Origin of the sequence: uncultured Leptotrichia sp., assembly GCF_938036635.1 — a bacterium.
Lineage (GTDB): Bacteria > Fusobacteriota > Fusobacteriia > Fusobacteriales > Leptotrichiaceae > Leptotrichia > Leptotrichia hongkongensis.
Map to the genome: position 1 here is coordinate 1 of NZ_CALHQO010000345.1, position 14,054 is coordinate 14,054.

General features: G+C 33.7%; 17 protein-coding genes and 1 pseudogene. All 18 read right to left on the minus strand.

The annotated features are described in order from the left end of the window. Positions 1 to 114: 114 nt before the first annotated feature. Positions 115 to 768, minus strand: coding sequence for an ethanolamine utilization microcompartment protein EutL (gene eutL / locus Q0370_RS06820; RefSeq protein WP_006805299.1), 654 nt, complete (start codon positions 766 to 768; stop codon positions 115 to 117). Positions 769 to 813: 45 nt separating this feature from the next. Next, complete coding sequence (gene eutC, locus Q0370_RS06825) at positions 814 to 1,740, minus strand: ethanolamine ammonia-lyase subunit EutC (RefSeq protein WP_147004703.1); 927 nt, start codon at positions 1,738 to 1,740, stop codon at positions 814 to 816. Positions 1,741 to 1,753: 13 nt separating this feature from the next. Next, a complete protein-coding gene (locus Q0370_RS06830) occupies positions 1,754 to 3,118 on the minus strand; it encodes an ethanolamine ammonia-lyase subunit EutB (protein WP_006805301.1) in 1,365 nt (454 codons plus the stop codon). A 30-nt stretch (positions 3,119 to 3,148) separates the two neighbouring features. Continuing rightward, the gene (eutA, locus tag Q0370_RS06835; protein ID WP_299573803.1) at positions 3,149 to 4,579 is read right to left on the minus strand and encodes an ethanolamine ammonia-lyase reactivating factor EutA; all 1,431 of its coding nucleotides are present in this window, start codon (positions 4,577 to 4,579) and stop codon (positions 3,149 to 3,151) included. A gap of 26 nt (positions 4,580 to 4,605) precedes the next feature. After that, a complete protein-coding gene (locus tag Q0370_RS06840; protein WP_299573807.1) occupies positions 4,606 to 6,009 on the minus strand; it encodes a sensor histidine kinase in 1,404 nt (467 codons plus the stop codon). After that, entirely contained in the window at positions 6,002 to 6,580 is a 579-nt protein-coding gene (locus Q0370_RS06845; RefSeq protein ID WP_299573810.1) for a response regulator, read from the minus strand. The genes Q0370_RS06840 and Q0370_RS06845 overlap by 8 nt, the downstream gene beginning before the upstream one ends. 21 nt (positions 6,581 to 6,601) lie before the next feature. Then, entirely contained in the window at positions 6,602 to 7,720 is a 1,119-nt protein-coding gene (locus Q0370_RS06850; RefSeq protein WP_299573812.1) for a 1-propanol dehydrogenase PduQ, read from the minus strand. Positions 7,721 to 7,838: 118 nt separating this feature from the next. Continuing rightward, positions 7,839 to 8,141, minus strand: a complete 303-nt coding sequence (locus Q0370_RS06855) for a hypothetical protein (RefSeq protein ID WP_299573815.1) — start codon at positions 8,139 to 8,141, stop codon at positions 7,839 to 7,841. A 4-nt stretch (positions 8,142 to 8,145) separates the two neighbouring features. Next, positions 8,146 to 8,415 carry a EutN/CcmL family microcompartment protein gene (locus tag Q0370_RS06860; RefSeq protein ID WP_039900985.1) on the minus strand — a complete coding sequence of 90 codons (270 nt, stop codon included), beginning with the start codon at positions 8,413 to 8,415 and terminating at the stop codon, positions 8,146 to 8,148. A gap of 1 nt (position 8,416) precedes the next feature. Continuing rightward, on the minus strand, positions 8,417 to 9,061 hold the full coding sequence (locus Q0370_RS06865; RefSeq protein WP_299573819.1) for an ethanolamine utilization protein: 645 nt from the start codon (positions 9,059 to 9,061) through the stop codon (positions 8,417 to 8,419). Positions 9,062 to 9,083: 22 nt separating this feature from the next. Beyond that, positions 9,084 to 9,722: an ethanolamine utilization phosphate acetyltransferase EutD gene (eutD, locus tag Q0370_RS06870; RefSeq protein WP_299573822.1), complete on the minus strand. Its 639-nt coding sequence runs from the start codon at positions 9,720 to 9,722 to the stop codon at positions 9,084 to 9,086. A gap of 20 nt (positions 9,723 to 9,742) precedes the next feature. Continuing rightward, a complete protein-coding gene (locus Q0370_RS06875; RefSeq protein WP_299573825.1) occupies positions 9,743 to 10,528 on the minus strand; it encodes a cobalamin adenosyltransferase in 786 nt (261 codons plus the stop codon). A 17-nt stretch (positions 10,529 to 10,545) separates the two neighbouring features. Next, entirely contained in the window at positions 10,546 to 12,012 is a 1,467-nt protein-coding gene (locus Q0370_RS06880; RefSeq protein WP_299573828.1) for an acetaldehyde dehydrogenase (acetylating), read from the minus strand. 51 nt (positions 12,013 to 12,063) lie between these two features. Continuing rightward, a complete protein-coding gene (locus tag Q0370_RS06885; protein ID WP_299573832.1) occupies positions 12,064 to 12,360 on the minus strand; it encodes a BMC domain-containing protein in 297 nt (98 codons plus the stop codon). Positions 12,361 to 12,362: 2 nt separating this feature from the next. Beyond that, positions 12,363 to 13,121 (minus strand): BMC domain-containing protein, encoded by a 759-nt coding sequence (locus Q0370_RS06890; protein WP_299573834.1) that lies wholly within the window; start codon positions 13,119 to 13,121, stop codon positions 12,363 to 12,365. After that, positions 13,122 to 13,571, minus strand: a complete 450-nt coding sequence (locus Q0370_RS06895) for a EutP/PduV family microcompartment system protein (RefSeq protein ID WP_299573836.1) — start codon at positions 13,569 to 13,571, stop codon at positions 13,122 to 13,124. It abuts the gene before it with no gap. A 2-nt stretch (positions 13,572 to 13,573) separates the two neighbouring features. Then, entirely contained in the window at positions 13,574 to 13,924 is a 351-nt protein-coding gene (eutS, locus tag Q0370_RS06900) for an ethanolamine utilization microcompartment protein EutS (protein ID WP_021743442.1), read from the minus strand. A 26-nt stretch (positions 13,925 to 13,950) separates the two neighbouring features. Continuing rightward, positions 13,951 to 14,054 (minus strand): annotated as a pseudogene (locus Q0370_RS06905) (ethanolamine utilization protein EutM); the annotation flags it as partial.

Here is a 14,054-nt window from a genome sequence, read left to right on the forward strand (position 1 = left end):
ACTCGTAAAGAATTTTATAAAAATTTAGAATTGCCCAATAAAAATATTTTTTATTTAAACATTTAATGCTATAAATTTACAAGGCAATTCTAGTTTATAACAATGGTTATTCAATTAATAATTTAATGGATTATCTGCCACAGATTTTACTGCTTCAGCGAAAGCATCGCACGCAGCTTTACATGCTGACTGACTTCCTGTTAAAAGTGCTCCACCAAAGTTTGTTTCTGAAGGTGGTCCAAAAAATGCAACTAAACTTACATCTGCTGCTTTTAATGCAACATCTAAAGCGTACATTGCTTCAAGCGGAGGTGCTATTAGGTATGCTAATGATTCCCCTTCTGCAATTCCTGCTGTTTTTGATAAGTAACTTCCTGTTCTTGATACACAATGTGCATAATATGCAATGCTATCATCATCATTTGCACTTATGAATGCTCCTTCATTTTCAATAAAGTCAACTGCTGCAGCTAGTCCACTTTTTACTTCCGCAGGAGTAGGCCCTGACAATATTCCTATTACTTCTCCTGCAAGTTTTGTATTCGCATTTGCAGCTCCACCATAGAATGATTTTCCGTAAACTACATCAACTACAGCTTTTTTTGTAGCTTCATCAAGTGCAGTATATGTAACATCATCACAATCTGCTGTTATAATTCCTATACTTCTATGTCCTTCAGGTAATTCCAGCTCTTTAGCCATATCATTATCTACATTTGGAATTAATCTTACAGCTAGTACATTTGCTTTTAATCTATCGCCTTTCATTGTTCCTCCTAAAGTTTTTAATTTTTATTTTTTTATTAAATTAATTTATAATTTTAAATCTTGTCCACTTGCTTTTGCATCAATTACTTTCTTAATTAATGTAGCAACGTGAGCTCCTGCTTCTGAAGATGGAGTTCCATCCTTATGAATATTTGAAACAACTGTTCTTTTTGCTTCAGAAATTCCAGGACGAGCCTTGTAAGTAATGTAGGCACTCATACTTTCTGCAGTTGTAAGTCCAGGACGTTCTCCTATTAATATACAAACTACATCAGCATTTAAAATTTCTCCAACGTGATCTCCTGCTCCAACTCTTCCATATTTGATAAAAAATGGTGTTCCTGTCTCAATTCCATATCCTTTAAGCCCATTTAACAATGCAGGTATTATATTTTTTGCATTTGCTTCAACTGCAGTTGAACTTAATCCATCTGACAATAATATTTGAACTGTTGGATTTTTTTTACATTTTTCTTCTATTGTCTTTATTCCTTCTTCAGAAATTCTTCTTCCTAAATCAGGACGTGTGATATATTGGTCTCTGCTTTCACATTCAGTAGTAACTTCAAACAATCCAAGTTCATCAAGAAATTCTGTAGGCACATCATTAAACACAGCATCTTGTGCTGCAGCGTGATCTGCTCTTAATCTTAACAAAACTTCTGTTCTCATTCTTGTTCCAGCTCTTCCAATTCCAAGTCTTGCAGATGTTTTTTGTTTTAACTTCATATATTCTTCTCTATCTTCAGGATTATCCACAAGCATTTGATCTTTTATATTTATTTTTCCAATATCTCTTACTTCTCCGTTTACAATATGAGGATTTTCACGTGGCTCATCTCCACTTTCAATATAAACTGAGCTTGTACTGACAACTGGTGCTTTTTCTTCAACAGTTGTTGATGGTTCGTCTATTTTCATTTCACCTATTATTTTTTCAATTACGTCTTTTAGTTCTCTTTCTGATAACATTGATTTTTCCTCCCTATTTTAAGAAAATTGAAGCGTCTCCGGCTCTATCTGTAAGTTTTCCATCTTTCATTATTCCCATTTTTTCTAACCATTGTTCAAAAGGTTTTATAGGTCTTCTGTTACATAGTTCTCTTAATGTAGCATCATCATGATAAGAAGATGTTTGATAGTTAAGCATTATATCATCTCCTGCAGGAATAGCCATAAAGTAGTTACATCCTGCTACTGTTAATAATACTTTCAAGTTTTCAATATCGTTTTGATCCGCTTTCATATGGTTAGTGTAGCAAGCGTCAACTCCCATTGAGATTCCAGTAAGTTTACCCATGAAATGATCTTCAAGTCCAGCTCTTATTACTTGTTTACTGTTATACAAATATTCTGGTCCAATAAATCCAACAACCGTATTTACAATAAATGGATCAAATTTTTTCGCAAATCCGTAACATCTTGCTTCCATTGTAACCTGATCGCAACCATGGTGAGCATCTGATGACAATTCTGAACCTTGTCCTGTTTCAAAGTACATTACGTTAGGTCCTGTCGCTGTTCCGTGTTTTAATGCCAAATCTCTTGCTTCCTGAATCATTGTTCCATTTATTCCAAATGCTTCATTTCCTTTTTCAGATCCTGCAATACTTTGGAAAACCAAGTCTGTAGGTGCTCCTCTTCTAATTGCTTCCATTTGTGTAGTTACGTGAGCTAATACACATATTTGTGTAGGAATTTGCCATTTAGTCTTAATTTCGTGGAATCTGTGCAACACTCTCATAACACTGTCAACACTGTCATCAACTGGGTTTAATCCTAAAAGAGCATCTCCTTGCCCAAAGCTAAGCCCTTCATAAGTTGATAGCATAATTCCATCTGGATCATCTGTTGTATGGTTAGGCTGCAATCTTGTTGCAAGTATTCCTTCTCCACCTATTTCAGTATTACAGAATTTTTTAATTCTTATTTTGCTTGCTCCTTGAATAAGGTCCATATTACTCATAAGTTTAGCAACTGCTGCTACCATTTCACTTGTAAGACCTTTACTGATTCTCTTGATGTCATCACCACTTGTATGAGAATCCAAAATCCATTCTCTTAATTCACTTACAGTCCAGTTTTTTATTTCTCCATAAATTTTTTCATTTACAGCATCCTGGATAATTCTTGTAACTTCATCTTCTTCATAAGGTACTGCAGGATTGTTTCTTAAGTCTGCCAATGTTAACTCAGCCAACACAGCTTTTGCGGCAACTCTTTCTTCCGCTGTACTTGCACTTACTCCTGCAAGTTCATCTCCTGATCTAAATTCACTTGCCTTATTCTGTACATCTTTTACAGATTTAAATTCATACGTATGACCGAATAATTTTGTTTTTAATACCATCTTATTGCCACCTCTCTAAAATTTATTAATTTAATAACTGAATACCAATGTTTTTATTACGACAGGCAAAACATTTCCGTTTCCTAGCGGCGCTCCTATATCAATGTAATCTCCGTCTCTTACTTTAACACTATCTATACAGATTATGTCATAATCATTAAGTTCCAGTTTCATACATTGTCCAAGCACTTTTGCCATATCATTTTCAACTATGACGATTACAGGATGTTTTTTGTCATGTTTTCTTTTTATAATATCTGAAATTACTAAAGATAATTCCATTATTTCGTTATACGCCATATTATGCTTTCCTTTAAATGCAAGAGCCACATTTTCAAGTTCATTTTCAGAACTAAACCAATCTAGTTTACCTTCTATCACTTTTCCCAGTTCACTAACAGGCAAATTCTCATCTGACTCAGACATTTTTAATACAGGAATATTTTTTATTGGGAAGATTCCTTCAGTATAAGTAATTGTACTTCCGCTTATTTCTGTAGTATGGCTTCCTGCTCCAACTACTGTCGCTCCTATTGTTTCACTTAACTTCAAAGGCTCTATATTCAATTCTTTCAGAACTTTTACAATTTCTTCACCAAGAACCACTCCAATGTCATTATACTTGTACAAATCTTTTTCTACACGTCCATAGATGAAATCTGCAACTCCTCCAGTAAATGAGTAATGTTGAATGTCTTTATTGTGCTTTCTGAAGTCATTATATGTTACAATTTTATGATACAGTTCTGTTTTTGGAAAAATTTCTACACTTTCAAAAATAAGCTGTGCCATTCTTCTTGTTATTTTTCTCAAATCAGATTCACTTATAGGTTTTCCTAGTTCCAGCTTTACATTCACATCTTCAGCAATATCGTACATTTTTTTGAAAATATAACGTGTATTCCTGTTTTCATCAAATTTTATAAGTCGTCCTCCTATATCAAGGCAAGTAGTGTCTTCCACTTCTCCCCTGTTAAAGACAACATTATTTGTAGTACCTCCTCCTATATCAAAGTTTACGATACTTGTATTTTTTTCTTCAGAATATCCATAGGCTCCCGAACCTTTTCCAGCAATAATGCTTTCAAGATCAGGCCCTGCAGTTGCTACAACAAAATCTCCTGCCATTCCACTAAGTATCTGCAATACTTCCTTAGCATTTTCCTTTCTTGCAGTATCTCCTGTTATTATTACAGCTCCTGTTGAAACATCCTTATATTGTATATTTGCTTTTTTGTATTCAGATTCTATTATTTCCTTAACCTTTTTTGCGTCTATTTTTGTTTCATTTTCCAATGGGGTAATATAAATTTCACTTCTGTAAACAACTTCTTTTCCTATTATTTTTATTTGAGGAGCTGTAAAAGCGCTTCCTCTATTTTCTATATATATCTTTGAAAAGATAAGCTGTGTTGTGGAAGTTCCAATGTCTATCCCCACACTTAGTATTTCTTCTGTCATCTCAAGACTCCTTTGTCTTTAAATCATCAATTTTCAAATCCAAAACTAATATCAGTTCCTTTATTACCAGTCTTTATATCCAGATTCCCATAAAGTTTCTCTTTCACAAGACTTTTAACTATTTGTAGTCCAATGCTTCCTTTTTCAAAATCTCTTTCATCCATTCCTATTCCATTATCACTTATGGAAATACGGGATTTCATTTCCCCTCTTCTTACTTTTATTATTATTTGTCCTTTAGTTTTTCCTTTAAAGGCATGCTTTATACAATTTTCTACAAGTTCGTTTACTATCAAGGCTATTGTTGTTGCCTTATCTGAACTTATTTCAAAGTTGTCTCCAATGACATCTATTTTAAGCTTCAGATGCCCGTCTAAATTCTCTCTCACTGAATTTTTCAGAATCTTATTTATAACTTCCTTTATTTCAAGTTCGTCAAGCCCATTCTGTGCAAGCAGTTCATGAGTAACTGAAATACTTAAAATTCTATTTATACTATCACTAAATGCAGCCTTTACAGCTTTATCATCAGTCTTTCTAGCCTGTATTCTAAGTAAGCTTGCTATTGTCTGCAAATTGTTCTTTACTCGATGGTGTATTTCCTTTATTGCAACAGATTTTAGGACTAGTTCCTTTTCCTTCACTTTAATTTCAGTAATATCTTTTATAAATAAGACTACATTTTTAACGTTCTTTGTTTCCTTTACTAGTATATATTCAAGGCTTAAAACCATATTTGATATATTTATATCAGATCTTTTATTTACTTTTCCACTTAGTACATCTTCAAATTCAACATTATCAATTACAATATTATCAAATTTTTCTCCAAGGAAAGAATCCTTATAGCCAATTTTTCTGTAAACATATTTTGCTCTGGAATTAGCATATATGCACATGCCTTCCTCGTTAAAGATTATAATTCCATCATTTATATAGTCAATAATTTTCCGCTCTCGCATCATTCCAACAGAACTCATAAGTATATCATCAGTTGCATTGTTCAAAAAACTCAGCCCCTTGCCGATATTTTCCTCATTCATTCCTTCTTCAACTATAAGAACGGCTATTATTTTCCCATCTTGTTCATCACTTCTTATAGGTACTACATTTTGCGTTACACTTTTATTTTCTTGCGTTAACGCCTTATAATCTCTTGATGGATGCCCAGTTTCAAGAGTTCTAAGTACAGCTGGTTCATTTTTCCTATAGGCAAATTTTCCTACTACACTTTGAGTATAGCTCGATCCTATTCTTGGTTTTGCCTCAGCAACTACAATTGCTGTATCTCTATTTTCTGTCATGCAGTCTATAAACACGTCCGCCTTTAGAAGTTTACTCATTACAGGCAGCCCTTCACATATTTTTTCCAGCTTTTCAATATCTTTATTTGAAAGTTGTGTATATTGTTTACATATCGTTCTAAGCATCTTCATCTCCAGATAAAATTATAATATCTGCTATTTTTCCCATGTCACATCTTTTATTCATACTAAGCGTTCTTATGTATTCATATGCCTCATTTTCAGTAAAGTTTCTTGTTTTCATCAAAATACTTTTGGCAATATCAATTTTTTTCCTATCCTCCAGCTTCTGACTTGTTTTTAAATATTTTTTTTCCAGCTTTTCAAATTCTTCTTGCTTATTAAATATGATTTCAAGATTAGGAATAAAGGATTTTTCATCAATGGGTTTTACTATATATCCTATTATTCCTATATTCTTGGCTTCTTCTATAAATTCCTTATTGGAATAGGCTGTGAGTAGAACAATACCTCTAGACAATTTTTCCTCTGTTATGACTTTTGCTGCTTTCAGCCCATCAAGTATCGGCATTTTGACATCCATTATGACAAAATCAGGTTTATATTTTCTGCTCTGTTCAATTGCATCAAATCCGTCTCCCGCCTGAGCGACTACGTCATAATTTGCTTCTTTCAATATTTCACATATATCCATTCTTGTTATCGGCTCATCATCTACAACTATTATTTTCCTCATCTTTTTTCCTTTTCCTCAAATTTAATATAAATCTGTCAGTAGCTGCTTCATTTCTATTCTGCTAAATCTTCTTGGGTTTTCTCCAGTACACATATCATTTTCTATCTGATCAATTACACTTTCCATTTCTGAAAAATATTGATCTTCAGGTATACCAAGTTCTCTTAAGCTACTTGGTATCGACATTTTAGCAGCTCGCATTTTAATAGCTTTTGCTAAAATTTCTACTCCTTCTGTATCTTCCTTAGGTGTAAATCCCAATGCTTCAGCAATTTCTCTGTAATATCCAGCCGCATTTTTATTTTGTGCATTAAATTGTATAACTTTTGGCATTATTATTGCATTAAGCCGTCCATGCGGTTTATGAAATCTTGCTCCTAGCGAATGTGCTATACTGTGGTTTATTCCCAGTCCTGCATTGCTAAATGCTACTCCTGCCATACATGAAGCAATCTGTAAATCAATTCTTTCTCTTTCAAGTTCAGGATTTTCAAAGTTGCTTACCAAATCAGCAAAAACAGTTTTTATTGCTCCTATGGCAAGTGTATTTGTAAACAAGTTTCTAGATCTTGAAACATAAGCTTCTATAGCATGCGTTAAAACATCCATTCCTGTATCCGCAATTATTGATGGCGGAAGAGTTTTTATAAACTCTGGATTTAAAATTGCTATATCAGGCAGCATTTCACTGTCACTCAGCGGTATCTTTTTACTTTGAGTTGTAACAACTGCATAAGATGTTACTTCTGATCCTGTTCCACTTGTTGTTGGCACTGCAATAAATTTAGGCTTTTTATATTCTCCCATTGCCCTTTTTATTTTATTTGTAAAATAAATCATTGATTTACAGGCATCTATCGGTGATCCTCCTCCTAGTGCTATTATGCAGTCAGGATCATAAGCACTAAGCTCAAGCATACCCTTTATAATTTCTTCATCTGTGGGATCTGGTTTAACATCCGAATATATTTTAGCATCTATTCCTCTTGATTTTAAGATATTTGTTATTCTATTCACTACTTTTAGTTTGACCATATTCTCGTCTGTTACTAAAAATACTTTTTCGATTTCCATTGTTCTTAATATATCCAAAGAATTAGCTCCGTAATGAATATCCGGCTTTATTTGAAATAAACCCATTAAATCCACTTCCTTTCTATTGTACCCTCAATCTCCATAATATTTAGCTAATAAGTCTAAATAGTCTAGAGTTGAGAAAATAGTTATTACTTTTAAATTTTATTCTAAAGTAATCTTACTATAATTCCTTTATCTTGGATAATATTTTTCGGATTGTGTCAGAATCTGTAATTTTATAATTTTTTACAAGTATTTCAATTACTTTCTTTTCCAAATCATCACAATCTCTTGTATTTTTTCTGATTTCATTTCCCGATGCAGAGTTTGACACGCCACAAGTCTTTTCGTATCTCACTTCTATTCCTTGTTCTCTAATCACGTCTTTTGCTCCGGGAGTAATAATCATATCAGCCTGAACCACCAGTTCCTTATCTTGAATATATTCAAAAAGATTTTTTACTGTTATCAATCTTTTTCCCATTTTTTTACTCCTTTTCCGATTCCAAACTGTCTATTATTCCTACAATAGTCGCATCTACAGGAGTTTCAGCATCAAATACATGTCTTGCAGAACTTCCAGTAACGATTATTACCTTATCGCCCTGTCCAGCACCAATATAATCGGCTGCCACCATTTTTCTGCTTCCATGACCTTCGCCTGTACCTTCCACTTCAACTACCATAAGTTTTAGTCCTCTTAGCTTTTCATCCTTTCTTGTTGCCCAGACATTATCTACAACTTTTCCAATTAACATGTTATTGTCCTCTTTCATAGCACAGTTCAATGCTATTTTCTTTTATATAATCCATCGCAAGGGAAGTTACTTTAGATTTTGCATCAACTTCGAGTATCTGATTTTTTAATCCTAGCTTTCTAAGTCTGCTTTCTGTTACCAAACCTTTTAGATACAATTTTTCTTTAGCATCAAAAGTATTTTTTACTTCTGTTCTTTTCACAACCTTTATTCCAAATTCTTGAACTTTTTTGACATATTCATCATAAAGGCTTATTAATGCAGCAGGTTTAGTATATTTTTTATATTCCAGCCCTTCTTCGACAAGCAGAACTTCTCCTTCATTAAAAAGAAATTCTGTTATGATAGTTTTTTTCCCTTGTGAGAGATCAATTAAATCATTTATTCCAAGAGTTGATACAACAAGTCTCTTTTTATTTTCATTTTTTTCTATTTCTTCCCATGTACTGTCCAACTTTATGTTGTCTACAACTGATGTCTCTTTTTTAAGTTCATCCTTCAAGACTTCATCATTTCCTAAAAAAGCTGTTATTATTGATTTTTCAGGAGAATGTTTGATATTTTCAGATAAACTTTGATTTTCTCTTTTGGCAATTTCCTTTAATACTTCCCTTGCAAGCACTTCTATTAAATCTTGAGTATCCATTTCATCTCCTGCCCTTTTCACTTTAATCTTTTACAATGCTTCCAGTTACTCCTGAAGTATATCCACAAGCATTTGCTTCATCAAAATCAATATGCATGCTCAATCTGAAACTGTCCTTTACTCTTATTAAAACATCATCAAATATTAATGGTCTGTCACTATGAATTTTTACTTTCACAGTCTCACCATCATTTACAGAAAGTCTTTTTGCATCTTCACTTGTCATGTGTATATGTCTTCTTGCAACTATAAGCCCTTTATCCAACTGTATATATTTATCACCTACACCTATAAGTATTCCTGGTGTCCCTTCAATTTTTCCACTTTCTCTTATCACTCCTTTGACTCCAATTTCACGGCAGTCAGTAAGTGATAACTCCACTTGAGAAAAATTTCTGCATGGTCCTAATATTGCAACACTCGAAAATTCTCCTTTTGGTCCAATTACTCTGACTCTTTCCTTTGCGGCAAACTGTCCAGGCTGTGATAAATCTTTTACAGGTGTCAACTCATATCCTTCTCCAAAAAGTGCTTCCACGTGTTCTTTGGTAAGATGCACATGACGACCTGATGCTTCCACCATAAAGGTATCTTCTTTTTCTGTTGTCAGAATTTCCTGCAACTTATCTCTTATTATTCTCTCCAATTCATTTTTGTCCATAATATCTCCCAATTCAGAGCTTATGATTTATAATCTCCGTTATTTGCTTTTAACATCATCAAGTACAATATACTGCTCAGACGGTTTAGTGCCTTTAGCATGTCTACTCTTTCTGTCTTCCCTTCCTTATAAAAAGCATCTACTGCAGCAACTTCACACTCTCTTGACAAAGCTCTAAGACAGTTTATATCAATGACTGCTTCATCAAAGTCAGCATTTATTTCAAAGAGATGTCCTGTTTTGTAATATTTAATTGTATTATGAGTTATATCTTTTAATGTATCAATGTCATATCCAAGAACATCTCTTTCCTGAAACGGTGTATCAGTCATTTCACTTATAAACAAATCTCTTACAAATCTGTATGCCTGTGCAAAGTCACTTTCCAATTTTTTATTCTTTTCGTATTTTTTCCAGTATCTTATTACCTCAGCCTGCAAAATATCAAATTTACCTCGTAAAACAATTCTCTTATGATTTTTTACAACAAGTTCATTTCCAAACAGTTGAGTCATAAATTCAGGCTTTTTATCATAAGTTGCTCCTGTAATATAGTCTTTATACTGTCTTTTTGGAGGGGCTTTTTCTTCGGAAGTATTTGCTTGAGAGTCTTTAACTCTGTTTACATTATCTGATTCGTTATTCACAACTTGATCCTGTGATCTTTTTATTCTAAAATCAACTTTTTTTACATTTAAAAACTCTCTTGCTGACGGTGTAAGGATGTCTTTTTCAGTTATATGTACTTTTTCAAGCTGCCCTTCCTTATCTAATTTTCTAAGCATTCCTTCTGTTATAACAGGCATTTTTTATCACACCCTATCTATTTTTTTATAATTCCGTCCAATACTTTTCTTATGATATCTTCAATTTCATTTTCGTTCACTCGTGAATTATCAACTGAACATGTATTTACACATGAACCTTCTTCTTTCAATTCTTCCAGTTCCTTTGTACCATAAGCTACTCTTCTAATATTTATAAGGTTTAATGGTCCAATATTGTCAGAAGTTGAACTTCCTCCAACAGTTCCACATCCTAATGTAAACGCAGGTAAAAGATTAGTTGTTGCTCCTACTCCTCCAAGTGCCGCAGCTGTATTTACAAGCAGTCTTGACACAGGTTTTTTCAATGAAAATTCTCTTACAATATTTTCATTATTTGTGTGCATTGACATTGTATGTCCAATTCCTTCATTTTCAAGAATTTCTATACATTTTTCACATGCTTTTTCCCAAGTTTCTTCTGTATAAAATCCTAATACAGGACATAATTTTTCTCTTGAATAAGGGTTCAAGTGAGAAACTTCTGTTTCTTCAGAAACAAGCACTTTTGTAGTCGTAGGGACTGTTATTCCTGCCATTGCAGCTATATATAAGGCTGTTTTTCCAACTATTTTTGGATTCATTGTGTTGTTTGCACGCATAAGGATACTTCCAACTTTATTTCTTTCATCTTTGTTAAGGAAGTATGCTCCTTGTCTTTTCAGTTCATCTACTACTTGATTTTTAATTACTTCTTCTGTAACTATTGATTGTTCTGAAGCACAAATTACTCCATTATCAAAAGTTTTACTGTCGATAATTCTTTTAACGGCTTTTCTTATATCAGCACTTCTTTCAATAAACGCAGGTCCATTTCCAGGTCCTACCCCTATTGCAGGTGTTCCTGAGCTATAAGCAGCTTTTACCATCGCTTCTCCACCTGTTGCAAGAATTAATGAAGTCTTTTTATGTTTCATAAGTTCTTGTGTAGCTTGTAATGTAGGTGTTTTTATAACTCCGATAAGTCCTTTTGGAGCACCTTTTCTTTCAGCAGCTTTTATCAAGTATTCTGCAGTCTTAATTATACAGTCCTTTGCATTTGGGTGAGGGCTTACAATTACTGCGTTTCCTGCCTTTAATGCTATCATTATTTTATAAATTGTTGACGAAGTAGGATTAGTTGATGGAATCAAGGCTGCAATTATACCCATTGGAACTCCTATTTCAGTTATCCCTTTTTCCTTGTCATCAAGAATTATTCCTTTTGTCTTCTGATCTTTTATAGCTTCATATACTCCTACTGAAGCAAGTCTATTTTTTAGAACTTTGTCTTCCCAACGTCCAAATCCTGTTTCTTCATTAGCAAGTTTTGCTAGCTCAACTTCATGTTTTTGGGCTTCTTCACAGATTTCCCTTACTATTTCATCAATTTGAGCTTGCGAGAACTGACTATATTCTTCAAATGCTTTACTTGCGCTATTTAATAAATCTCTTACTTCTTGTATTGATTGTAAATCTTTATCCATAATTTGTCCTTTCTATAAATAATCACTGTTATCTGATTACTTTAAGTTCTCTTATTCACCCTCAACTACTCTTGCTTTAGGCAATATAGCTTCAATTTCAGTATGAGGACGAGGAATTACGTGAATTGAAATCAATTCTCCTACTCTTTCAGCAGCCGCAGCTCCTGCATCTGTTGCAGCTTTAACTGCTCCTACATCTCCTCTTACTAATACTGTTACTAATCCTCCACCTACGTGTTCTTTTCCAATTAAAGTAACATTTGCAGCTTTTACCATTGCATCTGCAGCTTCTACTGCCGCTACCAATCCTTTAGTTTCAATCATTCCTAATGCATTTAATGTTGCCATCTCTATTCCTCCTGATTATTTTTTATCAAAATTTCTATCAATTTTTTCTTTGGCATTGTCTTTATCTGATTCCAAGTATAGCCAAGTTTAAGGTTATTTACCTTTGTTTTTAAGTCGACTACCTTCATATCCTGATATTCTTTTCTTAATTTTTTTATTTCGTCTTCTTTTTTTTTGGAATCTTTCTTTAGTGAAATTTCCTTATTTTCCTGATTGCCGTCACTTAATTCTGCTTTTACTTCTTCTTTTTGATGCGCATCTTCGATTATTTCTGCTATTTCAATTTTTTCTGAAATTTCTTCAGATGCTTTTTCAAAAATCTCTTGAGCAGGCTCTTTTACTACTATATCCTCCGTTTGTTCAACTATTGCCTCTTTTTTATCTGTATTCTCAACTATTGACCGTTCATCTATTTTCTCTTCTAGAGTTTCTTCAATAACTTTTTCTTCAGATTTTTCTTGGACAACTGTCTTTTCATCTGATTTTTTTCCATTATCACTTATTAGGATTTTCTTCGTTTCAGCAGCCACTCTCGCAATGACATTGCTACTCAGGAAATTGCCAAGTCTTTTAGCACTTTCAACGGCAGCCTCCACAGCGGCATTTACAGCAGCAACATCTCCCATCACTTCAATGGTTACAATTCCACCTTTTACATAGTAATAGTTTGTCAATGTTACATTAGCAGCTTTCAATGCAGCATCGGCAGCCTCTATTGCCGTTACAAGTCCCCGTGTTTCCACATATCCGTACGAATCCATTTATTTATCACCTTCTAACTGCCCGTTATCATCTTCCAGATATTTGACAAGCTCTTCAATTCCTTTATTTTCATAAGAACTTACAACAAAAACTTTTTGGGCTCCTGCATTTTCTAATATTTCACAAGCTCTTTCTATATCTCCACCCAAATCAGATTTTGTTACAATTCCAATTACAGGTTTTGTAAAAGCTGTGGAAAATCCTGGCGGAAAAACATTATGCTCCTCATTACACGCCTGTACCATTCCTATAACATCACAGTCATACGAACTTATAATCAAAGCCTTATAAAGCATTCTGTTTTCCATATATTCACCAGGCGTATCTAAAATATCATCAGAATACTTTAACATCTGTGTTTTTTCATATTGTATATCCAGACCGTGTATTCTTTGAGTCAATGTTGTCTTACCGCACATTGATTTTCCTATTAAAAGTATCTTTTTCAATTTTATGACCTCGTTATTTGAGTTATGCTAAATCTTAGTACATTTTTAAAATATGAAACTACTTCATTTACAGCAGCTTCTACGCTTCCCACATCTCCGTTTATTACAACCGATCCTGTAAACCTGTCAACAAATCCTATTTCAACTCCTGCACTTTTAGTAGCCAGATCTGCCGCAATTATTGCCGCTTCTCCCGGAGTTATTGTAAGTATTCCTATTGCATTTGTATTATTTTCGGAAAGCCCTATCTTTTTTGATAAATCTCTTTGTGGATTTGCAATTATGTGAGCCAGAGTCAACTGTCTACCGGGCACATATTCCTGTATCATTCTCTGTTTTTTTTCTTCTTCCATCTGACAAATCCTTTCTAAAAATCCCTTTATCTAGGCAAAATAGTTTCAACTTCAGCATGTGGACGTGGGATTACATGAATTGAAATCAATTCTCCTACTCTTTCAGCAGCCGCAGCTCCTGCATCTGTTG